Annotated in this window: 19 protein-coding genes; 11 read left to right on the top strand and 8 right to left on the bottom strand. The window is 39.4% G+C overall.

What is annotated here, in order from left to right; translation table 11 throughout:
• Positions 1–133: 133 nt before the first annotated feature.
• The 4 genes from IPM48_08180 to IPM48_08165 form a co-directional block, all read right to left on the bottom strand.
• Positions 134–2,851, bottom strand: coding sequence for a 2-oxoglutarate dehydrogenase E1 component (locus IPM48_08180; protein MBK9271562.1), 2,718 nt, complete (start codon positions 2,849–2,851; stop codon positions 134–136).
• A 248-nt stretch (positions 2,852–3,099) separates the two neighbouring features.
• Positions 3,100–3,447: a cytochrome c gene (locus tag IPM48_08175; GenBank protein MBK9271561.1), complete on the bottom strand. Its 348-nt coding sequence runs from the start codon at positions 3,445–3,447 to the stop codon at positions 3,100–3,102.
• A gap of 8 nt (positions 3,448–3,455) precedes the next feature.
• Positions 3,456–5,360: a cytochrome C peroxidase gene (locus IPM48_08170; protein ID MBK9271560.1), complete on the bottom strand. Its 1,905-nt coding sequence runs from the start codon at positions 5,358–5,360 to the stop codon at positions 3,456–3,458.
• 54 nt (positions 5,361–5,414) lie between these two features.
• On the bottom strand, positions 5,415–6,413 hold the full coding sequence (locus IPM48_08165) for a cation transporter (GenBank protein MBK9271559.1): 999 nt from the start codon (positions 6,411–6,413) through the stop codon (positions 5,415–5,417).
• A gap of 91 nt (positions 6,414–6,504) precedes the next feature.
• Here IPM48_08165 and mnmG point away from each other — a divergent pair, with 91 nt between their 5' ends.
• From mnmG to def, 3 genes are all read left to right on the top strand, one after another.
• The gene (gene mnmG / locus IPM48_08160) at positions 6,505–8,370 is read left to right on the top strand and encodes a tRNA uridine-5-carboxymethylaminomethyl(34) synthesis enzyme MnmG (protein ID MBK9271558.1); all 1,866 of its coding nucleotides are present in this window, start codon (positions 6,505–6,507) and stop codon (positions 8,368–8,370) included.
• Positions 8,371–8,918: 548 nt separating this feature from the next.
• Complete coding sequence (locus tag IPM48_08155) at positions 8,919–9,392, top strand: hypothetical protein (GenBank protein ID MBK9271557.1); 474 nt, start codon at positions 8,919–8,921, stop codon at positions 9,390–9,392.
• Positions 9,393–9,488: 96 nt separating this feature from the next.
• On the top strand, positions 9,489–10,037 hold the full coding sequence (gene def, locus IPM48_08150) for a peptide deformylase (protein MBK9271556.1): 549 nt from the start codon (positions 9,489–9,491) through the stop codon (positions 10,035–10,037).
• Positions 10,038–10,043: 6 nt separating this feature from the next.
• Here def and IPM48_08145 read toward each other — a convergent pair whose 3' ends face one another.
• Positions 10,044–10,610, bottom strand: a complete 567-nt coding sequence (locus IPM48_08145) for a hypothetical protein (GenBank protein ID MBK9271555.1) — start codon at positions 10,608–10,610, stop codon at positions 10,044–10,046.
• A 105-nt stretch (positions 10,611–10,715) separates the two neighbouring features.
• Between IPM48_08145 and IPM48_08140 the strand changes: the two genes are divergently transcribed.
• The 3 genes from IPM48_08140 to IPM48_08130 all read left to right on the top strand — a co-directional run bounded on the left by IPM48_08140 (position 10,716) and on the right by IPM48_08130 (position 13,380).
• Positions 10,716–11,870 (top strand): prolipoprotein diacylglyceryl transferase, encoded by a 1,155-nt coding sequence (locus IPM48_08140; GenBank protein MBK9271554.1) that lies wholly within the window; start codon positions 10,716–10,718, stop codon positions 11,868–11,870.
• Between the two features lie 50 nt (positions 11,871–11,920).
• Positions 11,921–12,877, top strand: a complete 957-nt coding sequence (locus IPM48_08135) for a methylenetetrahydrofolate reductase (GenBank protein ID MBK9271553.1) — start codon at positions 11,921–11,923, stop codon at positions 12,875–12,877.
• 77 nt (positions 12,878–12,954) lie between these two features.
• The gene (locus tag IPM48_08130; GenBank protein MBK9271552.1) at positions 12,955–13,380 is read left to right on the top strand and encodes a hypothetical protein; all 426 of its coding nucleotides are present in this window, start codon (positions 12,955–12,957) and stop codon (positions 13,378–13,380) included.
• 326 nt (positions 13,381–13,706) lie between these two features.
• Here the strand turns inward: IPM48_08130 and IPM48_08125 are convergent, their stop codons facing one another.
• The 3 genes from IPM48_08125 to IPM48_08115 all read right to left on the bottom strand — a co-directional run bounded on the left by IPM48_08125 (position 13,707) and on the right by IPM48_08115 (position 22,246).
• Entirely contained in the window at positions 13,707–14,279 is a 573-nt protein-coding gene (locus IPM48_08125) for an isoprenylcysteine carboxylmethyltransferase family protein (protein MBK9271551.1), read from the bottom strand.
• Positions 14,280–14,302: 23 nt separating this feature from the next.
• Positions 14,303–15,205, bottom strand: coding sequence for a hypothetical protein (locus IPM48_08120; GenBank protein MBK9271550.1), 903 nt, complete (start codon positions 15,203–15,205; stop codon positions 14,303–14,305).
• Positions 15,206–18,016: 2,811 nt separating this feature from the next.
• Positions 18,017–22,246: a response regulator gene (locus IPM48_08115; protein ID MBK9271549.1), complete on the bottom strand. Its 4,230-nt coding sequence runs from the start codon at positions 22,244–22,246 to the stop codon at positions 18,017–18,019.
• 296 nt (positions 22,247–22,542) lie between these two features.
• Between IPM48_08115 and IPM48_08110 the strand changes: the two genes are divergently transcribed.
• The 5 genes from IPM48_08110 to IPM48_08090 are packed head-to-tail and all read left to right on the top strand — an operon-like array spanning position 22,543 to position 26,725.
• Positions 22,543–22,983: a DUF4395 domain-containing protein gene (locus IPM48_08110; GenBank protein MBK9271548.1), complete on the top strand. Its 441-nt coding sequence runs from the start codon at positions 22,543–22,545 to the stop codon at positions 22,981–22,983.
• The gene (locus IPM48_08105) at positions 22,980–23,948 is read left to right on the top strand and encodes an alpha/beta fold hydrolase (protein ID MBK9271547.1); all 969 of its coding nucleotides are present in this window, start codon (positions 22,980–22,982) and stop codon (positions 23,946–23,948) included. The genes IPM48_08110 and IPM48_08105 overlap by 4 nt, the downstream gene beginning before the upstream one ends.
• Complete coding sequence (locus IPM48_08100; GenBank protein MBK9271546.1) at positions 23,945–24,379, top strand: OsmC family protein; 435 nt, start codon at positions 23,945–23,947, stop codon at positions 24,377–24,379. The genes IPM48_08105 and IPM48_08100 overlap by 4 nt, the downstream gene beginning before the upstream one ends.
• Complete coding sequence (locus tag IPM48_08095) at positions 24,360–25,532, top strand: aminotransferase class I/II-fold pyridoxal phosphate-dependent enzyme (protein ID MBK9271545.1); 1,173 nt, start codon at positions 24,360–24,362, stop codon at positions 25,530–25,532. The genes IPM48_08100 and IPM48_08095 overlap by 20 nt, the downstream gene beginning before the upstream one ends.
• 11 nt (positions 25,533–25,543) lie before the next feature.
• Positions 25,544–26,725 carry a homoserine dehydrogenase gene (locus IPM48_08090; protein ID MBK9271544.1) on the top strand — a complete coding sequence of 394 codons (1,182 nt, stop codon included), beginning with the start codon at positions 25,544–25,546 and terminating at the stop codon, positions 26,723–26,725.
• Positions 26,726–26,745: the final 20 nt, after the last annotated feature.

Genomic DNA, 26,745 nt, shown 5'->3' with positions numbered 1-26,745 from the left:
GATTGTTTTCGGAGACTTCCACCAGAGGAAAATTTTATTGAAAAGCATTCTCATTACCTGTTAAGCTGAATATTTGTCTTGCCTTGTCTTTATCGCGCCTGATCCAACCCAATTGCAAGAATTCAAGCTTGCATTACATAAAAGCTTTATAGAGAATTTCTTCCTGTTGTGACTCGTGGACTTTCTTATATCCAACTGCAGGAGATGCGCTGGCTGGTCTTGCGACAACGGTGAGCGAAACACCTGGCCACCACGAGCGCACATGGGCTGCTGCACCCATATTAAGTGGTTCTTCCTGGACCCAACGCGATTCTACCTTTGGATATTGATGAAGAATTTCTTTAATTGCTGTTGTTGGGAAAGGATAGAGTTGTTCCAAGCGCACGAGCAAAATATTTTCTTTTTTGTCTTTCTCTTTGATTCTTTTTAAATCGTAATACACCTGGCCAGAACAAAACAAAATTTTCTCAATGGACTTTGGATCCGCGATTGGATCTATCATGATTTCTTTGAACTTGGTATCCGGACCAAACTCATTTAGCGAACTCATACATTCAGGATGTCTAAAAAGGGATTTGGGTGACATCACCACCAAAGGTTTTCTGAAATTAAATGCAAGTTGTCTGCGCATCAGGTGAAAAAAATTAGAGGGTGTTGAAACATTGGCGACAATGATGTTGAATTCTGCACAGGCTTGCAGATATCGCTCCATTCGGGCAGATGAATGTTCAGGCCCCTGTCCGTCATAACCATGTGGCAACAACAAAACCAATCCGCTCATGCGACTCCACTTGAGTTCTGCAGAGGCAATGTATTGATCAAAAATAACCTGGGCTCCATTGGAAAAATCTCCAAATTGCGCTTCCCAGATCACCAGATGATTGGGTGTAGCCAGAGAGTATCCATATTCAAAACCCAAGACGGCAAATTCAGACAAAAGAGAATTGTAAATCAAAAATTTCCCTTGGTTTTCTGAAATTTGATTCAATCGATTGTATTCAAGATTATTTTTCTCATCAAACAACACGGCGTGTCTGTGTGAAAAAGTACCTCTCTTCACATCCTGGCCTGAAAGCCTAACATTTTTTCCTTCTGAAAGGAGACTGGCATAGGCCAAAGTCTCTGCCATCGACCAATCGCACAATTCCTTTTCGGCTAAGGATTTCCATTGTTTTAATATTTTTTCGACTTTAGCAAGTGGTCGAAAATCTTTGGGGATGTTCAAAATTTTTGAGAAGAGAATTTTTATATCATCTATCTGAATTCCAGTCACCGGCTGGTCTTCTTCTGAATATTCTCTTACATTTTTTCTTAAGTTTTTCCAGGCAAGCTCAGGTTCCTGGTAAGCATACGGTAGCGGCTTCTCTTTTACCTGATCGAGCCTCAATTGCAGAACTTCCCAAAACTCTTTTTCAAGATCTTCCGCCATCTTTTTTTCTAATTCTCCCCTGCCGTTCAAAACGGATATATATTGATCCCTCACATTGGGATGCTGGCTGATAATATGATACATGGAAGGTTGCGTAAACTTAGGATCATCTCCTTCGTTGTGTCCATGTCTGCGATAGCACACCATGTCGATAAAAACATCGGTATTGAATTCTTGCCTGTATTTTAAAGCAAGCTCAGCAACATAGACCACAGCCTCCGGATCATCCCCGTTGACGTGAAAAACAGGTGCCTGGACGATTGCTGCCACGCTGCTGCTGTATGTTGAAGATCGGGCATCTTCGAAGTCTGTGGTAAAGCCAATTTGGTTGTTGATAATAAAGTGGATGGTACCTCCCGTATAGTATCCTTCGAGTTGTGACATTTGCAAGGTCTCATAGACCACTCCTTGCCCTGCAACTGCAGCATCTCCGTGAATTAAAATCGGCAAAATTTTGTCGTAATCCGATTTATACAAGAGATCTGCTTTGGCCCTGGCCAATCCTTCTACGACAGGATCGACGGATTCAAGATGAGATGGGTTGGGAGCAAGTTTTAGCTGGATTGTTTTTCCCATCTCAGTTTTTATTTGAGAAGAAAAGCCCAAATGGTATTTTACATCTCCCGAACCAAAACTCAAATCCGGAACAGCCGTTCCTTCAAACTCACTAAATATTTGCTCGTAAGTCTTTCCCAATACATTGGCCAATACATTCAAACGACCACGGTGAGCCATGCCAATGACCACTTCTTCAACACCGAGTTCTGAACCTTCCTGAATCATGGTGTGTAAGGCAGGTATGGTGCTTTCACCACCCTCCAAAGAAAAGCGTTTTTGACCTACGTACTTAGTATGCAAAAATTTCTCAAAAATAACTGCGCCATTCAAGTCTTTCAGAATCCCCTTTTTTCTATCCAAGTTCAATCCAAAATCAAGGCTGTCTTTTCTGGATTCTATTTCTTTTTTTAGCCATTGGTACTTTTTTTGATCTTCGATGTATTGATATTCAAAACCAATTTTTTCGCAATAAATTTTACGCAATTGTGCAATCAATTCAGCCAGGGTACCTTTTCTTCCTAGAAGGACGGATGTTGCAATAAATTCCTCCTTCAAATCAGATTCTGATAAACCAAAATCCCCAATCGAAAGACCCGGTTTTCGATCTTTTCTGGTTCGGATTGGATTGGTGTCTGACAATAAATGTCCTCGTTGTCTGTATGCTTCGATCAGCGCAAATACGGACAATTCTTTTGGGAGAAATTCCGGTTTATGATTGTTTTCGGATTGACCCAATCCCATGTTGAAGCCCTGAAAAAATCTGGACCATTCAAAGTCCACACTTTCAGGATCTTTGGACCATTTTTGATAGAGATCTTCTATGTAGGAAGGGTGTGCGTTGGACAAAAAAGAGTGGTCTTTTATCATTGCGATGCCATTAAAAAAGAATGAAAAGTGGTTTCAAACCAAAGACTGGTTAAAACCAATAATAAACGTATTATAACTCTCAAAGTTCAATCCCTGAAGCATGAATTCACATCATTCATGTTTTTTCGTGATTTTAAAATTGTGAATATTTTTAAGTGATGAAAAACTTTTTTGTATCAAAGCCAAATTCTCAATTTAGTTTGGATGCCTTTATTGGGGAAATCAAAACATCCTGAAAGCCATATTTACTTCCTCACTCGTTTATACGTTAAAAAATGAAGAATGGCTTCCATGTCGTTGTAACTAATGTGCTCCGTCATGCTGTGCTGGTCAGAAGACTCCATTTTTAATTTTGAGAGATAGGTGTCTAATTGCTGGTTGGTAAAATCCGGTGAGTTGTCCCTGGCTCTTGAATAAATGCCATGGCAGCTGCTACAATTTATTTTATAAAGATCCTTACCTTGGTTAAAATATTCCTGCATGACTTTTTTGCTGTTGGCAGATGCATTTTCCGGTAAGGGATAATAAATTCTAGGTTTACAGCTTAAGAAACTGAACAATAAAATCAAACCAGTAATCATTTTCTCTTTCATCGGATCGCTTAATATTCTCCTCCAACTTTCCTATGTTGGTATTTCTTATTTTTAGATAAAGGTAATGCATCGGGTGGAACTCCAGTTTCAATTTTCTCGTCCAAGGTTTGCATAAAATGAATTAAGGCATTCATTTCTGATCTGGTCAATTTCAAACTATCTGAAGAGAGCGTTTGGTTATCGAGTATCAAGCCCCTTCCCTGACCTCCACCATTGTTGTAAAAGTCCACCACTTCTTCCAAACTCCAAAATACCCCATTGTGCATATAGGGCTTGGTCAGATGACTGTTGCGAACCGTTGGTGTTCGGAATGCTCTAAAGGTTTCCTTGGATGGATGAAAATGATACCTCCCTGAATCCCTGCTCACCGATTGAAACGAAGTGTCCGCAGGAACTCCGAGTACTTCAAACTCAGAACCCACATAAGGTGGTTTGACCCCTCCGAATTGTGGGGGAAAGTGACAGGTTCCACACTGCGCTTTACCCATAAACAAGTTAAATCCCTGAACCGCCAGCTCATCCGGTTTTTCTTCGTTTCTGATCATTCGGTCAAAGGCCGAGTTTTCATATACAAACTGCCCCAGGTACATCGAAATAGCTCCGGTAAGGTGTTCAAAAGATGGTTTCTTGATGGAAGTAAAGGAGGCTACCGATTTCAATTTTAAAGCGTATTCAGGAATAGACATGATCTTTCTGACCAGTCGCAAGGTATCTTCCTTGAGTTCCTCGGGATTGGATACTACCTCTTTCATCTGCTTCACCAGATTAAAATGTCTGCCATCGTGCATCAACAAATGCTGGTGAATGCTTCCCAGCAACGAAGGAGTATTTCTTTCCAATCGACTTCTGCGATCAAATTTCAAGGCACTTTGTACTGTTGTATCTGTGAAGAACATTGATGGAACATGGCAAGAAGCACAGGCCCGTTGATTGTTGGAAGAAAAAATGGGATCGTAGAAAAGCAATTTTCCAAGGGCAATGATTTCCCGTTTTTGTTCTTCCAATCTGGCCGGACGAAAAACCCCCATGTCATCCTGGGCTTCATAAAGTCGTTTGTCAAATATCGACACTGCCTTCTTGCTTAAAGAATAATCATTAAAACTGAACGACCTCATTCTGTATTTCTGAATCATCCGTTGATTCAAGCCAAATAAAGGTTCCACATAATCGCGAATGAACATAAAGTGAGAAAACTTACTCCAAACATCTGATTGTTGTGACAACCAAACCAACATTGAGCGATAAACAAGGTTAAAAGAGTCGGTTAATGAAAACTCTGGAAAGCTGACATTGTGGGCTTCATGTATTTCAGCAACTGAATTGCAAAGAATTTTTAATTCAGGAATAATTCTGGATGTATCCGGACATTCAAAACCAGTGGTATAAATGGCGGCCAGATTTAATAAAAACAATCTCTGTGCATAGAAAAAAGCATCCGGCGTTCTTAAAAATACCCTGATCGAATCATGCCAAAAAACATCACAGGTTTTTAAGGCCGTATCCAATAAATGGTGCAAAGAATCTGCAGAAAATTCCTCCTCTTCCAGATAGTTTTCTGCCAGTGTCAATCCACCACCATAACGTGCATAAGGCTTTTCAAATTTTTCAAAAACTTCCGTCTCCCATTCTAAGGGCAGCGGACCATTGATTAATTTATAAGAGATTGGTTCAAGATATCGAAGCCAAAAGTCAATCTTTTTCAATGCAATTCTGGCAGTATGGATTCGATGAATGGCAAGTCCTGCATCAAGCGAATCAAGTTGTTCTCTGGTTGTATTCAACTGCTCCCTCATTTGAAGTATTTGCTTTGAATAATGCCTTTCTGATGGAGTTCTCACCATATCAAAAGCAAACACCAGGATCAGCCAAATTAATGCGATGCAAGCTGCAATCCATTTATGAAAAAAACGCATTTTCATCTAACAACCGAATGTATAAAAGGATGAATGCGGCAATACCTGTAAATGCTAACCATCAAATTGGTGTTTTTGGTTTTGGGTAATACTGGCCATATCCCATTTATGATGGAATTTAAATTCCGAACTTCTTATGGGACAATCCGCTTTCGAACAAATCCCACACTGGGACGAGATACATGGATCCGTGTGAATGGACATTTCTATCCGGCCTTCAAAATGATGATGCAAAATCTGATGAAGCATTTCGATTTCTTCGTGAGACTCCTCCACGGTGAAATATCTTGGAACGGTCAAATGACAGTCAATGTGCATAAAACCTGCATAATTAACGACTCTTAGATGGTGAATGTCTATCCAATTTTTTCTCCGATTGGTATGAAGAACGTCTATTAGGTCATTAATCATCACGAGATCCACTTCATCCATGATGCCGGAAATGGATTTTCGAATTATTTTCAACGCAGAGATCAAAATAAACACTGCAAACAGAATGGCTACAAAGGCATCAATGAGATCAATTCCAGTCCACCACACCAAAAACAAACCGATGACAATCCCTAATGAGGTAATTGCATCAGATCGTATATGGGTTCCACTGGCCAAAAGAGCAACGGAGTGATTTTTTCTCCCTACCTTAATGCAATACTCACCAACAACCCAATGCACCACCATTGCAAATACCATTAAAAAGATGCCCAAGTCCAGCTGTCTCACTTCCTGGGTCCATAAAATAGATCTGATCGATTCAAATATGATCCAAAGACCTGCCATGGCGATCATGACTCCTTCAGCTGCGGAACTGATGAATTCTACTTTGCCATGTCCATACGGGTGATTTTCATCTCGGGGTCTTGCAGACAAAATCAAACTGTAATACCCCAAAAAACCTGCGGTCACATTGACCAGACTTTCCAGGGCATCAGACATTACCGCTACTGAAGAAGTGAGATACCAGGCAAACAGTTTGACAAGCATCATTAAAATGGCAACGATCAGCAACAATCGCTGCGCGCGCAATGACAAGTTTTGTCTGAGAGGAGTGCTCATTTAATCCAACAAAATTAACTGAATAAGGCTAAATCAACAAGTTAGAATCATCAAAGTTAAACCCATTCTTGCTTTTACCGTTTCTTCCCTTATGTTTCCAGACTATGATGTCATTGTTGTAGGTGCCGGCCATGCAGGTTGCGAAGCGGCAGCGGCTTCAGCCAACATGGGTTGTCGGGTGATGCTGGTGACCATGAATATGCAAACCATTGCACAAATGTCATGCAATCCTGCAATGGGCGGTGTCGCCAAAGGACAGATCGTTCGAGAAATTGATGCAATGGGCGGATATTCGGGGATCGTCACAGATGAGACCATGGTCCAGTTTCGCATGCTCAACCGATCAAAAGGTCCTGCCATGTGGAGCCCTAGGGCACAGAGCGACCGGATGTTGTTTGCGCGTAAATGGCGTCAATTGCTCGAAGCCCACCCCCTCATTGACTTTTGGCAAGACATGGTGCGTGGTCTAATGATTAAAGACAACAGGGTCGTGGGTATCCGAACGGGAATGGGTGTTGAAATCATTGGAAAAACGGTCATTTTAACCAATGGCACTTTTCTCAACGGATTAATTCACATAGGCGAAAAACAATTGGGAGGTGGTAGAGCTGGAGAAAGTGCTGCCAGAGGGATTACCGAACAATTGGTTGAGTTGGGATTTGAAGCGGGCAGGATGAAAACTGGAACTCCTCCCAGATTGGATGGAAGAAGCATCGACTATTCCAAAATGGAAGTCCAGGAGGGCGATCAGCAAGCAGAACGATTTTCTTATACCCAGACCCAGCTTCCGGACAGGCAGTTGCCTTGTCATATCAGCTATACCAATCAGGAAGTACACGATATTCTTAAAACAGGTTTTGACAGAAGCCCTATGTTTGCAGGTAGAATACAGGGACTAGGACCGAGGTATTGCCCTAGCATCGAAGACAAAATAGATCGCTTCTCTGACCGGGACAGACACCAGTTGTTCGTCGAACCCGAGGGTTGGGATACCCAGGAAATTTATCTCAACGGATTTTCATCATCTTTGCCGGAAGAAGTACAATACAAAGCGCTCAAAAAGATTCCCGGGCTTGAAAACGTTAAAATGTTTCGGCCGGGTTATGCCATTGAGTATGATTATTTTCCACCGACGCAGTTGGGATTGAGTCTTGAAACCCATTTGATCCAAAACCTTTATTTCGCCGGACAGATCAATGGTACGACAGGGTACGAAGAAGCAGCCTGTCAGGGATTGATGGCCGGTATCAATGCATCGCTCAGGGTGAAGGAAAAAGAACCATTGATCCTCAAAAGATCAGATGCCTACATCGGAGTACTGATCGACGATCTGGTAAATAAGGGTACGGAAGAACCTTACCGGATGTTTACCTCCAGGGCAGAATACCGTATTTTATTGCGACAAGACAATGCAGATCTCCGATTGACGCCCATTGCCGATAAAATAAGTATGGAGCATATGGAGGCCAGACTAAAAAGATTGCATCAAAAACAGGATTGGATCCATCAGATCAGCCAGTTCACTCAGAACAACAGCGCAGATCCCGATCAGGTCAATGCTTATCTAATAGAAATTGACAGCAGCCCGATTGACCAAAAAACAAGAATTGCCCAACTGATTAGCCGCCCAAACGTCGAACTGGCCTCACTGCGCAACTACCTCCCTGCACTGGACCAGTGCTGTGCTCAGGCTGATGCAGAATCGCTTCAGGCCACTGAAATCAATATTAAATACGAAGGGTATGTTCGCAAAGAACAAGAATTGGTGGACAAAATGAATCGTTTGGAAGCCGTTAAAATCAATCCTGAATACGATTACCACAAAATCAATGCGCTTTCCAATGAAGCCAAAACCAAATTGTCTAAGATCAAACCCATCACCATTGGTCAAGCCAGCCGGATCAGCGGTGTATCTCCTGCGGATATCTCCGTTTTGTTGGTTCATTTGGGACGGTAAGGAACTATTTGAAAATATAAGTATCGGGATATCAAAAATGAGGATAAGCCTTAAATAAAAATCTGTCCAGAAATGTGATAGACCGTATCTTCCATCCGAATTTTTTCTTGGCTTTAAATTTTTATCAAAATTTTTTGATTTGAAAAAATTGTATCTTATTCCAAATATTTTGTGTTGAAACAAAAAAAACAGCAAAAGCTTGACTGAACAAGAAAATTATCCTTAAATAATGCATGAAGACCAGCTATTCTTTGACGAGGTTTCTTTGCTAACGCATACATATACTCCACTTGGGACTCTGTCAAATGCTTTGGGCACGCAGCCATTCCATGCTTTCGGCCCAGCCCCAGGTACAATTGGTGGGAGCCTCTGCACATATTCAGCGGACGATCAAAACTGTAATAAAAGTCGCCCTGTCGAGACTAAAAATAGAAAGAATCAAACAATGAGAAAATATTTACAAAATTCTATTTTCAACGTTCCTGCTATAATGAATCCCCGCTCACTTTCGTTTAAATTAACAAGGTTCCTTTAAATCAATGCTCTTTATGAAATACAATAAATTTTTATTCGTCATTCTGATCGCCATAAGTTGGTCTTGTACAAAAAGCAATGATGCCGCTTCCAATTCCGATTATCTTATCTTTGGGCATTATTTTGGATTTTGCGGAGGTGAAAAGTGCATTGAAATTTTCAAACTAACTGACACATCGCTATACGAAGACAGCAATGATTTATACCCTAATAGTGATGGTTTTTACCCTGGAAATTATTTTAAACTGACCCGCGAAAAATTTGAGCAGGTCAAGGATCTTGCCGATAAATTTCCGGACACTCTGCTACAAATCAAAGACAGAATGATCGGAACTCCCGATGCAGGGGATTGGGGTGGTTTTTACGTCGAGCGCAAAAATGCAAATGAGCGTTCTTTCTGGCTGCTGGACAAACACAAAGCAAATGTTCCCATATCGCTCCATGAATTTATGGATTTGATGGATGAGAAAATACAATTGCTGCAATAATCTTCAAAGCTACCTTTCTCATCGTCCAGGTACAATAAGAATACATTTCTTCAACTTTTAAGTAAGTTTTCAGTTCTCTCTGGAGAATTTTAATGCATGATACTGCCCATTTATTTATACGGCCAATCTGTACTCAAAGAAAGAGCCAAAGAAATCTCTTCGGATCATCATGGTTTGCCACAACTCATTCAGGATATGTGGGACACCATGTACCATGCCACTGGCGTCGGTTTGGCTGCGCCTCAAATCGGCCAATCTCTGAGAATTTTTGTGGTGGACACCTTGCCCTACTACGAAGATGAAAACGAGTCCATAGGCTTGAAAAAGGTATTTATTAATCCGACCATTCTTGAAGAAACCGGTGATGAATGGGCCTTTGAAGAAGGCTGTCTGAGCATTCCCAAAATAACCGCTGATGTCAGGCGACAGACCAGCGTCAAATTGCGCTATCAGGATGAAAATTTTAACTGGCACGAAGAATTATTTGATGGCATGAATGCACGGGTCATTCAACACGAATACGATCACATCGATGGTGTACTTTTTATCGAAAAAATTTCTACCGTACGCCGCCAGCTAATCCAGCGAAAATTAGAGAAAATTAAGAAAGGGCAGGTCGAAGCCCGATATCCGGTTAAATTTTAAGGGGCACTAAAAGAAAAACCCTGCGCTGACATACCAATAGTCCGCAAACTGTTTGGTCCCGGTATAAAGTTCTGAGATGCCGTATTCATAACTGACGTCGAAAACAAATCGTCCCATGTCGATTCCAGCCGAGCCCAACAATCCTGCGGTAAAGTCCCTCATTCTGTTGTAATTTATCCCCAAATTGTTTTTTTCAATATAAGCCGTGTACGAAATCATTAGCCCACCCATTGCCCTCAACTGAAAATCACTTCTTCTGAGCAGACGTGCACCAACCTGCAAAGGCGCCTTAATGAAATAGGAGGAAGGCATAGAATTAAACAACTCAATGCGGTTGCTGCCGGCCAATCCCACCTTGTGTAATTCAAGTCCTACCCTGCCATACCAAAAATCTTTTCCCAATCGTGTGGTTAAACCCACATGCCAGCCATGGTTCCAGGCACCTGATTGGTTGACCAGAGAATAAGAAGTTCTCATATTGCTAGCACCCGCCGAAGCTACCAAACCACTTTGTCCACAAACAAAATGACTCAGAATGAAAAAAAACAAGACAAATCCAATTGGCTTTTTCATGCCACAAATAAACCAAATTTTATCGCAATTCAAGTGAAAATTAAAAAGGCTCATACATGCGATAAAAAACCTATACCTTAGCCCTTGATATACAAAAGTAAGATTATGTTTCCCGATTTATCCTATATTCTTCATGCCCTTTTCGGAACCTCTCCTGACAATGCTTTTTCAGTGGTGAAGACCTTTGGCTTGTTGTTGGGAATCGCAGTATTTTGTAGTGGCTGGATGTTGTACTACGAGCTGATAAGAAAAGAGCTAAGCGGACAGCTACAAGGCAGAATGGAAACCGTTGTGGTCTACAAACCCATCGATTGGAAGGAAATTCTTTTACAATCCTTCATCAATTTTGTCATTGGCTATAAATTTGGCTTGATCATCAGTGATTTTGAAAACTTTCAGGAAGATCCGGCGGCGGCGGTATTTTCATTAAAAGGATTTCTTCCAGGTGGTTTGATTTTAGGAGCATTGACCTTTGTTTATTACTGGTACAAAATGCAAAAACAAACCGACAAAGAAATCAGAAAAAAAGAAATGTTCATCCGACCGGTAGATCGTATCTATGATATCACTGCTTTAGCCGCTATATCTGGTATTGTAGGTTCCAAATTGTTTTCTATTTTTGAAAACTTTGGTGATTTTATCAGAGATCCCATTGGCAGTTTTTTTAGTGGATCTGGTCTTACCATTTACGGTGGCCTCATACTTGCATTTATCGTGGTGTACCGCTATCTCAACAACAAGGGACTTCGCCCCATCCACATGATCGATGCCATCGCTCCTACCCTGATGTTAGGTTATGCTGTTGGAAGAATGGGTTGCCATTTGAGTGGTGATGGAGACTGGGGTATTGTCAATGAAATGGCAAAACCCGGCTGGTTTATCTTTCCAGACAGTTGGTGGGCCTTTTCTTACCCTCACAATGTACTCAATGAAGGAGTACCCATCGAAGGCTGTGTTTGGAGACATTGTCACGAGCTAATACCCAAGGTATTTCCCACCCCTTTGTATGAATCGATCCTTGCCTTCCTGATTACAATCATATTGTGGCTATTGAGAAAGAAAATACACTATGGTGGGGTTCTATTCTTTATCTACTGTATTTTTAATGGAGTTGAACGTTTTTTTATAGAGGCCATCAGGGTAAATCCAAGATATGAGATAATGGGTTTTCATCCTTCGATGTCTCAATTTATCGCATTCCTGTTGGTGATCATTGGAATAACAGGATCCATTTACTTTTGGAGAAAGAAAATAAGCTAAACCAACATTGATCCCAATGCATTACATACATTCAAAAAAAGATTGACTGCATGAAAGTCACCGATTATTTCAAACAATCACCAGAAAAAACATTTGTTTCCTTCGAGATTCTTCCTCCACTCAAAGGTGGAAGCATTCATCTTTTGTTTGATCAGCTGGACCCCTTGATGGAATTTAACCCACCCTTTATTGATGTGACTTACCACCGTGAAGAATACATTTACAAACAACAGCCAAGCGGGTATTACGAAAAAACTTCCATTCGCAAAAGGCCAGGTACAGTAGGGATTTGTGCGGCTCTGATGAATCGCTACAAGATCGAGGCAGTACCTCATTTGATCTGCGGTGGATTTACAAAAGAAGATACAGAAAACGCTTTGATAGATTTACATTTTTTGCAGATCAACAATGTACTTGCTCTTAGGGGCGATGCCAGGAAATTTGATGAAAAATTTATTCCAGAACCAGGAGGACACGATAATGCACTTGATCTCGTCAAACAAATTAACTCCCTCAACCAGGGAAATTATCTCGACCCCAACATTGAAAATGGAAGTCCCATGGATTTCTGCATTGGAGTAGCCGGCTATCCTGAAAAACATTTTGAAGCACCCAGTTTAAAGTCTGATTTAAAATTTACCCGAAAAAAAATTGAAGCAGGAGCCAATTACATTGTTACCCAAATGTTCTTTGACAACCAAAAGTTTTTTAAATATGTAGAACTTTGTCGGGCAGAAGGGCTTGATGTGCCCATTGTACCCGGCATCAAACCTCTCACCAAAAAATACCAACTCAATTCAATCCCCAGAAATTTCTACATTGACCTTCCTTACGATTTGGTGCGAGAAGTCCAGAAAGCAAAAACCGATGAAGCGGTCAGGCAAGTAGGGATCGAATGGTGCCTCCAACAATCCATCGAACTAAAAAAATCCGGCGTACCATGTATCCACTACTATGCGATGGGTGATGGTGATGTGGTCAAAAAGATTGTGGAGAGGTTGGTGTAACCAGAAGGTTTTTTTTGATATTTTGAATTTCTTTAAACTTTCAATAATTTACAGCGTCAAATACAAAAATTACAAAAATGAAAACCACAATTAATGTTTGCTTTATTGCAATTGTATTACTGAATTTCTTCAGTTTAGGCAGTCAAGTGTATGCCCAAGGTACAGCCCGTCCGGATAAATGGTCCAAGCTGGGTAGCCGTCTGGTAAAGCATGATATCGACAAAGATGAAATTGTGGTAACTGCCGTAGAAGGGCTCTTTGACGCCCTCCAAATTCGTGTAAAAAAAGCCGGAATCAATATGCATCGCTGTGTGGTTCATTTTGGAGATGGCAGCACCCAAGAGATAGAACTAAAACAAGAATTCAAACAAGGCGAAAAAAGCAGACAGATCAATTTGGATGGCGCCAACCGAATTATTCGAAAAGTGGTTTTTTGGTATGACACCAAAAATTATCGCCGCAAGCAAGCTCTGGTTGAGCTGTGGGGAAAGGATATCCGATAATGTGATTTGACAAAGTACAGAGACAAAGAATTTGAACGGAAAACGTGTAATTTCGATTCATTAAGAACTGTACAAATTTGAATACTATGGCTCTTTTTGTCTGCATACTTTAAGCCCACTTTCAAAATAAGGGACAAGACTTGTGGAAATAAACTGCCTGAATTTTTCTAAAAACTTGATTATTACTCTCTACCTGGGATAGAGCTGAACAATTTTAAATAGCCAATCTTGTAAAATCCAGCCAAAATCAACAGAAAAAATTTGTAACCCCTTAAAATTCAATCGGCGAGAAGACATCCAAAGCCATTGGAAATTTATCCATCAGCCTATGGAATAAAAGGAATTCTTACTGGCGTCTTGCTTTTGTATTGCAAATATTCATCTCCAAAAAAACGAAACAGATATTCCTCTTCCAACTCAATCCTCTTTTTAAAATAAACCCAGGACCAAAACCAAAATAAGAGGAATGAAATTGGATTTGAGAGAAGTATCTGTGATGCCAGCGCCCATACAAACCACCCAAAATAAGCTGGATGCCTCGACCAGGAATAGATACCCGTGGTTATGAGCTGATGCTCCTTTCTACGATCTATCTGAATGGCGTGTGTAAATGATTTTTGGGCAGTAAGGATGGAGGCAAATCTCATCGTCAAACCAATCACGCACAAGATAAATCCAGGCAGCCACAAATAATGAATCAGTAGTCCTTTGTACGCATTCATATACTTCCATCCTAACTCATACTCCAGAATTGCAATGGCTTGAGCCAGTAAATAAGGAACTGAAATCAAAAGAGCGGAAAAGTGAGCCCTACCATGAATCCTTTTCGTCAACACAAATTCTCCAATGTGATAAAAAGACAACAATCCCACGTAAACCCATAATATATGTTGACTCATAATTTACTCTAATTTTTGGTCTTTTAAAACACTGAGGAGAGTTCCTCCTGAAGTATTTCCATTTCATGCTGGTTGCTTTCAATTCTCTTTCGTATGATATGTTCCAACAATTCAAGTCCATAAGGTCTTACCATTGCTATGGCTTGATCAAAAGCATCCAGCGACTCCCTTAGCATTCTTTCTGCGAGGCCGGTCAGATAAATCATTTTATGCATTTCTTCACTGCTCAATTCATCATTTTGAATTCCAAATTCAGGCAATATTTCCTTCAAGCGCCACCAGGCATAGTTGTTGATATTGGTGTCCATATCAGTTTTCAATCCCCTTATTTCATTGGGAATATTGTACCCCACAGTAAACCACTCCATCACTTGGATAAGATTGAGATAGGTGTCTGTATATTTTTGATCGGTCAGAAAATACAAGATGTCGGCGATCAGATAGATCATTGAGTATTTGTGTTTCAACAGATTTCTGTATTCATCAAAATCCAGCTTGCGGTCGGTTTGCTTACTTTCCTTCAACTCTTTGAAATGATCCCAATATCTCTTGTAGTAAACCTTCCAAAATTCTGAATTTGCAGAAAATAGCCCGGTAAGCAAACGCTGAGATTCGATAAAACAAAAATGGCTTCTAACCAATGGTTCCTGGATAGAAGCACCGGAGATTTGAATATCATATACTTTGTCGGCTTCGTAAATTCCAGTAGAACCAAGATAAATAATGGCATTAATCCTGATCTGCTGATCTTCATTGAGTCCTGGAAAAGCCTTCATAAATGCCTGTGCTAAACACAAAAAAAGACTTCTCTGAGATCGCATTACTTCTTCATTGACCAAAAGTTGCTTTATGTCTTCTGGCATGGGTGATGAAAGAATCAAATCTCTAACACCCTGAGCAGTTTCTTGCTGTCCTAAAATTTTCATGTGTGCAATAATTTTAATTAATCAATTCATTTATTTATTTGTCTTTGAAATATTATACACCCTAAGGTAAACACGATCCAAGTTTATTTCAAACATCGGATAGCTGAAATTGCCACCTCGACAATCCTGAAGAATTAAAAATTCCTTATCCCTCCTGCAATGGAGAGATAAGGATTCTTTCGTCTAGCAACCAGGTGACAACATCTTGTTGGAGATTGGATTTAAATTACGAAGATTAATCTTCTTCATTAACTCCAAAAGGACTGGTTTTGAAATTCTTGTTTGCATGTTTTAATGGTTTTTATAATTAAAATAATGATTCATTCTAAATGGCTTTTATGAAAGGAATTTGAGTTCATTAGATATCTGTGGATTTTTATACATCGTTCTTGCTTATTGTATCCATTCGTATTATAGTCCTTCTTACTTTAGCCCAAAGTATACAAACTACTTTTTATAGAGATTTAAAAACAGAGTCGTTCATGATATAAATTTAAAAATATTACAAAGACTAAAAAATCCTTATCCCATATTTTTTTATGGGATAAGGATGATTTAAAACTTAACACGCTCCACCCATCATTACATTGGAGATTGGGTTCAATTTGCGAAGATTGATTTTCTTCATCGACTCGAACATCGTCTGTTTTGAAATTCTTGTTTGCATTATAATTTGTATTTAAAAGTGAAAAAATAATTTTTAGCAGATGGCTAAGTCCAATTGACTTCGCTTGCCTGGCACAAAAGTGGGCACACAGCAGCTATGTCAGCTTTCACTTTTTTCCCAAAACATTGCACATTTCTCCCATTGGTATTATTTAGCTGATTATCAATTCATTAAAATGCCATTTGGAGCCCAAGATAGTAGATTTTTACAGTATACCAGCTCCTGTAATCGCCCTTCACTGATTACCCAGAATCGCTATATTAAAATATTTCATTGCGAATTCCATTGATAGAATGTAGGGCGCAGCTCACCAATACTGTTACAAGGATTTTGTATTCCAAGACCAGAAACATGGCTAATAAAATTCATTGTTCCATTCAGTGATCTTCTAATCGATCCTAAGCTTTTGAAATAGCGGACACATCCCGTTTTCAATCTATCCTCTTGCCATAGAAATTTCCTCTGAGAACGAAGATTAAAATTAAATTTCAATCCAAACCCACATTTGTCCAAAATAATTTTAAATTGAAAATATGGCTATTGATTTACATGTGTATACAAATTTTGTAACGATATATTAAAATTGAACCTCCATAACAGCTATTGTAATTTAAAAAATATATTTTGTTTATCAAACTTCATGTATGTTACTTTCTTTTGGCCGTCAAAAGAAAGTAACCAAAGAAAACTCGCGGCTGGACTCCTCGCTCACCCAACTGCAGCTCTTTCGCTATGCTAAAAAAACTCGCCTCTACCTTCTCCTACTTGGCTCCACAATCCTCGCTTCGCCAACTCTGTCATTGTGGATAGCTTCTCGGTTGGGCTCAGACAGTTTTTAGCATGACCGCGAAATTCACTGGTTGGGTACCCGAGCTACGGAGCCCTAGGCCGCATTGAAATGCTTGAAAACCATCATTCTTTCTGATATTTCAATCTAATTAATGATTAATATTAAGAGCCTTTTCGTCAGCGGCCCAAGAAGGACAGATTTTGGAAATAGCGCCTTATATTGTCGCTCCTTTAACTGAAACTAATATGATGCACCCATCAAACAAACTAGCATAGTGAAAATAAATTATGGAGCGGCAATATACAGCGCCCAAAATCTGTCCCAACAGAGAACCTTGCAAAATGAACCCAATTAAGCCTAATAGAACCAAGGAAGATGCCGCCTTAGAAAAGGCTGCGTTTTTGTCCACTTTTTGAGCGACAAAAAGTGGGAATGTTGATTTGTAAAAATTATTTTGGACAGGTGTGATCTAAACCACCAATTTATCGGGAGATCTTTTGTAGAAAATAGCTCAATAATATAAAAGCCGGGCTTCTCAACTTACCGTTCCTCATTCCAATTACTCCAAATGAGTAACAAATAACAAACATAATAGCTACAATGAGCATGTTGACCGGATCCGGAAGCCGCATTTGGTTATAGATAAAATCCAGGGTTCAGATCTTGGCGATTCGTAAGCTTAATAGAATTGGATAAGGGTGTTGATCAAAAAAATTAAATTTGACCCAGGGATTGTCGCAATCCAACTGAATCAAAGGAATGAACTTAGTAAGGAATAATTATTCTCAATTGCAAGCCCAAAGTAATTGTTATACTATAAAATAGCATCGCGAAACCTTATTCTTCAGACTCGAATTGTTCTGAATATGATTTATCTATGCGCAAAAAATAAAAACAACTTTTCAAATAAATGGATAAATATAACGATGCTTCCGGGTAATTCGAATACAAACAAAGGGTTCAATGAATCCTTATCCCGTCGTTTATGACGGGATAAGGATGTCAGAAATCTTAACACATTCCACCCATCATTACATTGGAGATTGGGTTCAATTTGCGAAGATTGATTTTCTTCATTGACTCGAAAACAGTCTGCTTTGAAATTCTTGTTTGCATTATGATTTGTATTTAAAAGTGAAAAAATAATTTCCATTCGATTGAGTTGTTCAGATTGTTAATTGATCATCACAGGGACAAAGATGCCCGCGGCATAGGCTTGTCCATTTTCACTTTTCTCCCAATTGCTTGTCTTTTTTTCCCAGCTTAATAAAGTAATTGAATTTCAATTATTTAGAATGCTTCACTGAACTAAGAAATCTTGAATTGGGTCAAAAATTGTTGCGCTGGAACTGATTCAGCGATATGATTGCACTTGTCTTTCCCTGTATTCTGATGCACTCATTCCAAATTCAGTCTGAAAAACTCTGGCAAAATACGCGGGAGAATTAAATCCTGAGGCGTAACCGATCTCAGAAATGGTCATTTCCGGAGACTGCATCAAGAGCTTTGCTGCATGTTGTAATCTAATGGTTCTGATCAATTTGACCGGTGGGTTGCCTGTTAATGCACTTACCTTGCGATGCAACTGACTTTTAGACATGCCCATAAATTTGCACAGGTCCTCATTGTCTAATTCCGGTTCTGAAATATTCTCTTCAATGTGAGATTTAAGTTTTAAGAAAAACTGATCATTTAATCTGAAGTCGTCCTCCAATAAACTCTGGTTTGTTTCTGGTGGATCAGCTATAATTTCTGGACTTAATAAATCAGCAGATGTGTATCTCCTTATGAATTCGCGTTTGAGTTGAAAAAGATTTCTAACGGTCAATTGCAATTCTGTGGGATCAAATGGTTTTGGCAAATAAGCATTGGCACCGGCTTTTAAGCCTTTGATCCTGTCTTCAGCCTGAACTTTTGCAGTTAGCAATATGACCGGAATATGGCTTGTGATGGGTTCAGATTTAAGCTTTTGCAACAACTCAAATCCATCCATGATGGGCATCATAATGTCTGAAATAATTAGGTCTGGAACCAATGTACAAGCTTTGTCAAATCCATCTTTTCCATTTACAGCCTTGTGACACATAAAATGTTCATTGAGACATTTTTCAATATACTCGGCGATTTCAGGGTTGTCCTCAACAATTAGTATCAAATCTTCCGAAGCAGTAGTCTCACCTCCTTCTTCCAATAATTCACCGGGGCGCTCAGTCAATGCATCAGAATTAAGTTCCAGTTCCAAGGATCCACCCAGCTGACTGGCTGGATCTTGTTGAAAATAAAATCTTATGGTAAACTTTGATCCCTTGCCGGGCTTGCTTTCCAGTATAATTTTCCCACCGGTCCGATCCACCAATTCCCTTACCAATGTAAGTCCAAGGCCTGATCCGGCTTGAAGGCTACTCCGATTGGTCTGATAGAATGGTTCGAATATTTTTAAACGATCTTCATCAGACAAACCAGGTCCATTGTCCGATACGATGATGTCTGCCATCACATTTTCTGAAAATTGCTCCGGATGATCTTTATGCAGCTGTAGCTGCAGACTGACTTTGCCAAGTTCTGGTGTAAACTTGATGGCATTCGTCAAAAGATTATCAACAATTTTCTGCAAGACGTCCTGATCAAATTCACAAATAAGTTCTTCGCAATTGGATTGAAATCCGAAAGCAATATTTTTATTTTTGGCCAGTGGCTCTAATCTTGAATAGCATTCCGCAAGAAACAAAACCAAATTGCCTGAACTCGGTTTTATGGCCAATCTTCCTGACTCAGCCCTTGCCAAATCCAGCATTTGATTGACCAAATCCAACAATCTTCTACCTGCTGCTGCAATTTTTTTAAAATGTCCGCTCTCGGTATTGTCAGTCTCCATACCAAATTGGGCATATCCCAGAATTAAGGTAAGTGGTGTCCTGAATTCATGGGTGATGTAAGAAAAGAATTTCGTTTTCATATCGTGCAGTTGTTTGAACTGCAAGGCACTCAAGTGCTCTAACTGTCTAGAATGTCGAAGTCTCTGGTATTTAAATATTGCGAATAAGATGATCAATGAAATCAAACTGAGAAACCACCAACTTTGATAAAAGTATTGTCTGACATCCAGTGCCAAGGTGTATTCTTCGCTCCAGTCTCCCATTAAATCAGCTCCTTTCACCCTGAGCAAATGTCTCCCTGAAGGAAGCCATGGAATTTCAATCCTGTTGCTGTTGGTATAATTCCAGCTTCCGTGTATCCCTTCTACCATGTATGCCAGTTGAGCCGGATTATCGGCAGAACTCCCTGTCAAACAAAATTCGAAATCGCAATACCGGTTTGAGGGAGGAATTATCAGTTTCTTTATATCCTCTGCCCCAAGTCTATATCTCTTCAATTCTTTACCATCTGAATGACTGATGACAATTGGTTTAATTCTACTTTGGTTATCAAATTTTGCGCCCAACAAATCTTCTGACCTAAAGACATTGATCCCATCGATGGTACCAAAGACAAATCTGCCATCTCTTAACTTTAAAGAAGACCTTCGGTTAAATTCATTGTGACTTAAACCATCTTCCTTGTAAAATTTAACAAATGAATTTTTATGCATAAAATAATAAGCAAGTCCATCATAGGTTGCCACCCATAAATTAAGACTATCTGCGATCAAGCTTGCCACTTTTTGATTGGGCAATCCCTCCGCATTACCATAACGTTGAAGAACTCCATTTTCCGGATGATACTTAATCAATCCAGAGCCCAGAGTCCCAAACCACATTGTTCCATCGGCTGTTTGCTCAATACAACTTACAGGTGAATCTGTATTGCCATACCATGATTTTAATCTCTTGTAAGACCGGTTTTTAGGATCAAACCATTGCACTCCTGCTTGATTCCCAGCCCAGATGTAACCCCTTTTGTCTCTAAACAACACTGAATTGCCATTGATTTTCATAGAGTCTTCCGAAATATGCCGGGTTAAATTTTCCAAATGATTTGTGGCCTCTGTCCAAAGGTATAGATCAGAAATGGTTCTATCCTTTGACCCGCATAAATACCATTGTCCATCCTTTCCCGGAACAAAATCGTATATATTTGGAAGTATTTTCTCTGCGACACTCTTGGATAGATCCAATCTTGAAAAATAAGTGTTGTAATCCAACCAAACAAAATTTTCATCCGCACTGATCAGTTTTGAAAAATCATCGCTGACCCTTACCCTCTCTTTGGTTTTAGGATCATAAAATGGCAAAATATTCTGCGCATCCAACATAAGATCCACTGTCATGATGTCATTGTACGCGGTGCATACAATCAAGAGGCTATCTTTCACTGATGCAATTCCTCTAGTAGGAAACAGTGCACCTTCCTTGGCTTCATTTTGGTAAACGGATTTGTGAGTGAGGAATTTCTTAACCTTTGAACCCGACTTTCGATATTGCGCGATTCCTTCATACCCATAGGCAAAATATCCCTTGATGAAATCATTGGAAATGACAGCTCTGTATCGAGAGGGTGTGGGTAATACTTCATACATGTTTTGATTTTCTTTATCAAAAAAATACAAATGGTCAATAAAATTCTGGAAGTTTCTGATGTCGGCGAAAGCCAGATTTCCTTTTTCGTCAGCCTCCTGAAAGACCACTCCCTCCGGAGTATTTAAAACAAAATCCCAGCGATCATATATACAATTGTAAAAAAACAATTTACGCAAAGTCGGATCAACAAAATACAATTTCTGATTACCTGATATGATAAAATAAGAAGGTCGAAATGAATCAAATTTTTTCTCGGCGTCATTTTCATAATATGTGGTGTATTCCCTTTTGTGCCTTGATTCAGGTGAGATCCGAACGATGGATCTTTTATCGGAAAGATACCACACATAACCACCCATTACACAATAGGGCTGATTTCTATTGACTTCTGCTGCGTAGCCTCGTGTCGTGTCTCTAACGCCTAGCTTGATGCAAGGCTGAAAAACACCCCGTGAATTATAATAGTACAAACTAACTGAATCACTTCTATTTTCTCTTGCCAAAAAAAATGGATTGCGGTATTCATCCGCCAGCATAGCTATCAATGTTTCTCCCCGGTCTCTAAATTCCCTTTGATCTACTTGCTCGAGTATTCCCGATTTGTAATTATAAACACCTATAAGGGATAAATCAACACTGCTATAATAATTAATAAATCTAAAGTCGCTGATTCCCGACAATCTGAAAGCTATACCGGAATATGAAACCCCAAATTGGTCTGTCATTGGAAAGGAGTGAAACCTCGATCCACCCCAACGATTTAATTCTCCTGCAGTTGCAAACCAATAAAGTCCGTCATGGTCTAAGGCTGAGTAGGTGATTTTGTTTTCAGACAATCCATCTTTTGCATCCAATTGACGTACCAATGAATAGTTGAGTTGTGCATACAAACCAATACCCATCAGTGTCGAAAATATAACACAAAACGGACGCATCCACAAGCTAAATCTGAATACATTACGATTTCCCAACTTGCATTCATTTTTTACAACCAGAGTAGATGGATTGGCAGGCATTGCAACGAAAATACAATTGTTATTCAAGGCCCAAGTTACAAAACGATCCATAAAATTCCCGAAAATTATTCTGACTCAAATAATTCTCCATCGGTTAAATTAATGTTAAACGATACCGATACCCTAAAAATAATGATCAAGTTGTCCATATCTTTGCCCCGATGAAATTGTCAATCAATATATCTATGAATAATATGATGATGTCTTGTTGTATGTGCAGCTATACAGCAGGCTTCTTGTATGTTTTTATAGATTAGAGCTTTCAAAAGAAAAATATAAAATACAAAAGAGCCTTGCAAATTGTGAGGCTCTTTTTTTTTGTGCAAAAAAAAAGTAAATTTTTGAAAATGAATTATTTGGAATGCCCTATTGAAGGCAACAGTTTGGATGAATACACGACCCGTTTGGTAGCAACTTTGGTTGCATTGATTTCAATTTCAGCTTTCTGGCTGAATTCAATCTGGACTGTATCATTTTTGATGGTAGATTTTGGTGTTAGGGCTTTTTTACTTAGAAAATACAGCCCATTGAGATGGGTCGCAAAAAAAATCCAAGCTTGCCTTCAGATACCCTCCAAACCGATCGATGCGGGCCCTAAAACATTTGCTGCCAAAATAGGACTGGGATTTTCTGTGATCATCCTGGCATGTTTTGTAGCAAAATATACAACAACTGCTCAAATACTTCTCATGATTCTAAGCTTGTGTGCATTTCTGGAGAGTGTATTTTCTGTATGTATTGCCTGTCTTGTGTATCCCTTGACCAAAAAATTAAACCATTTGAAATGAGTCATAATATCCGGTATTTCAAAGCAGGTGATTTCGTGACTGAAAACGGATCCAAATTGGAGAAGCTAAAAATAGCTTATCATACTTTTGGCAGCTGGAAAGGAAACGATACAAAGGTGATTTGGGTCTGTCATGCTTTGACTGCCAGTTCTGATGTATCTGAATGGTGGTCCAATCTATTTGGAGCCGGTAAAATCCTGGATCCCAAAAAATATTACATCGTTTGCGCTAACAATCTTGGTTCTTGTTACGGAACCTGCTATCAATTCCAAGAAAACGAAAATGAATTATCCAACCAGGAAAAACTAAGTATAAGGGATCAGGTTCAATGCCATCGACTTCTTCAAAAAAAATTGGGAATTCATAAAATCTATCTTTTGATTGGAGGCTCGCAAGGAGCTCAACAAGCCATGGAATGGGCCATTATAGATCCCATGGCCATTCAAAATTTGGTATTAATTGCCACCAATGCAAGGCATTCTGCATGGGGCATTGCATTCAACGAAGCACAAAGGATGGCCCTTGAGAGCGGGGAGATGGGAATCCATACAGCCCGCGCGATTGCGATGTTGAGTTACAGAAATTATCAGATGTATGAAAAAACCCGTGATTACAAAGGAAGTGAAGCTATTCAAAACATTCTACAGTATCAAAGGTATCAGGGTTCTAAATTGGCCAATCGATTTACCCGAAAAGCATATTATATACTCAGCATTGCCATGGACTTGCACGATGTAGGGAGGGGCCGCAATTCAATGGAAGAAGCACTCAAAAGAATACAGGCAAAAACTTTGATCATTGGCATTTCCTCAGATCAATTATTTCCGGTTGTAGAACAAAAATATCTTTCAAAACACATTGCTCATTCAAAATTGCACATTATCCGATCAGAATATGGCCATGATGGATTTTTGACAGAAGGAAATAAAGTAAACCGTTTGGTTTTAAAATTTTTAGCATCATGAAAACAGAAATTAATATTAAAAGGCAGGATCAAGATTTCTTGTTGGAGGCAAGGAATTCAACCGGAAACACCCTTCTCATAGACGCCTCGGAATCCTTTGGCGGACATCAACAAGGCATTCGTCCGATGGAATTGGTTCTTGCTGCATTGGGTGGATGCAGTAGCATCGACATCATCCATATCTTGAGAAAACAAAAACAAGAATGCGATTCCTTTGAAGTTGAAATTCAAACAGAGCGCATTGCCATTGAGCAACATACAGAATTCAGTAAAATTTTACTGATTTTCAGATTGAATGGGCCTATAAAAAAAACCAGTGCCATAAATGCCATCAATTTATCCATTGATAAGTATTGCTCAGTTGCAAAAATCATAGAAACAAAATCACAAATCACCACACAATTAATACTGAATGGAAAAGAAGAATTTTGAAACGACCGCCATCCGAACACAAATACCTCGTTCTAATTTCAAAGAACACTCCGCACCTCTGTATCTAAGCTCAAGTTTTGTATTTGAAACAGCGGAAGGATTGAGAGCGGCTTTCAATGAAGAAAATGACGATTACATATACTCCAGGTACAGCAATCCCAATGTAGATGAACTTGTTCAAAAAGTTTGTCTGCTTGAGGGTGCAGAAGACGGAATAGCCTTCTCTTCCGGAATGGCTGCCGTTTTTAACAGCTTGTTTCCCCTTTTAAATCAGGGAGACCATATCCTAAGTTGTGCCTCCATATTTGGAGCAAGCAATACACTTTTTACCAAATATTTTCCAAAATATGGAATCACAACTCACTTTTTTAATGCACTGGAAACCCATCAGATTGAAAACTACCTTCTACCAAATACGAAAATCATCTTTCTGGAAACACCCACCAATCCAACGATTGAGTTGCTGGATCTGGCCTACATTTCAGAAGTAGCCAAAAAGCATCAGATTTTATTGGTAGTAGACAATTGTTTTGCAACACCCTATCTTCAACAACCCATTCAATTTGGCGCAGATCTGGTGATTCACTCTTCTACCAAATATATGGATGGACAAGGCAGGGTCCTTGGTGGTTTGTCGGTCGGAAAAAAAGAGTTGATTCGGGAAATCTATTTGTTTGCAAGAATTTCAGGACCAAGTCTTTCAGCCTTCAATGCCTGGCTTATCAGCAAAAGCCTAGAAACATTGGGATTAAGGATGGACAGGCACAGCCAGAATGCATTGTTTGTCGCGAAAAATCTTGAAAATCACCCTAACATTTCCAAAACAATTTATCCTGGCTTGGAGTCACACCCTCAATTCCATCTCGCCAAAAAACAAATGAAAACCGGAGGCGGAATTCTTGCTTTTTCTCTCAAAGGTGGATATCTGGAAGCACAAAGATGGATGGACGGATTAAAAATGATTTGCATTTCTCCAAATTTAGGAGATAGTAGAACCATTGCCACTCATCCCGCTAGTTCTACACATTGCAAACTGACTTCAAAAGATCGTCAAGCCCTTGGAATTACGGATGGTCTCATTAGAATTTCTGTCGGTCTTGAAAATGAAAACGATATACTGGAAGACATCCTTCAAGCATTTCATAGAAAATAAAATCAAAACAAATGAAACAACTCAATATTGGACTATTTGGATTTGGCTGTGTTGGTCAGGGCCTGCATTTTGCACTCCAGCACAGCACTGGATTTAAGGCAAACATCAAAAAAATAGTTGTCAAACATCAAAACAAAGAAAGATTGGTAGCATCTGATCTGATCAGTTATGATAAATTTGAAATTTTGGATGATCCTGAAATTGATTTAATTGTTGAATTAATCGATGACGCCAATGATGCTTTCGAAATTGTCAAATTGGCCATGTTGCGTGGAAAACACGTGGTAACTGCCAATAAAAAAATGCTGGCCTTGAATCTTGCGGAATTAATGTCTTTACAGCAGAAAAAAAAATTGAGTCTCCTTTACGAAGCATCAGCATGTGGAAGTATACCCATCATCCGCACGTTGGAAGAATATTTTGACAACGAAGATTTGCTTCAGCTTTCAGGAATCTTCAACGGTACCACCAATTATATTCTAACGAAAACCATCGACGAAGGTATAGATTACCAAACTGCTTTAAAGGGAGCTCAAATGGAAGGATTTGCTGAATCTGATCCCACCAGCGATGTAGAGGGATTTGATCCAAAATACAAGGCTGTTATCCTTTGTCTCCATGCCTTTGGACTCATCGTCCATCCTGATAAAATCCTAAATCTGGGCATCAGCTCACTTCATGCAAATGACATCCGGTATGCCAGCGAAAAATCACTTAAGATAAAATTACTCCCTGTCATTCGCAAAATGGATGATCATCAAATCACAGCCTATGTAATCCCCCATTTTATAAATACAAGTAACAACTTGTACAAAGTGGATCGGGAGTTTAATGGAGTTATTGTGGAAGGACAATTTAGTGGTCAACAATTTTTTCAGGGAAAGGGAGCCGGAAGTCACCCCACCGGCAGTGCAGTCCTTTCAGATATTTCGGCCCTTTCTTATGATTACAAATATTCTTTTAAAAAATTCGAACAAAAAGGTCCTAAAAATTTTACAATGGATGTCTCACTGAATGTGTACCTTAGAATCAATACAAAATCTGATCTTGAACATATTGTTTTTAAGGAAATTCATTCCCAATATTACAGCAAGGATTATAATTTTGTGGTTGGTAAAATCAGTTTGGATCAATTGTTTCGGTCACAAAATTATCTGAGAAATCATAAGCTTTTTTGTGCAGTAATAGAATAAAAGAAATAATGCAATACCTT

Source organism: Saprospiraceae bacterium (assembly GCA_016715965.1).
In the GTDB taxonomy this organism is placed as follows: Bacteria; Bacteroidota; Bacteroidia; order Chitinophagales; family Saprospiraceae; genus Vicinibacter.
The sequence above is the reverse complement of the archived record's forward strand: the minus strand, read 5'-3'. Positions and strand labels throughout refer to the sequence as shown.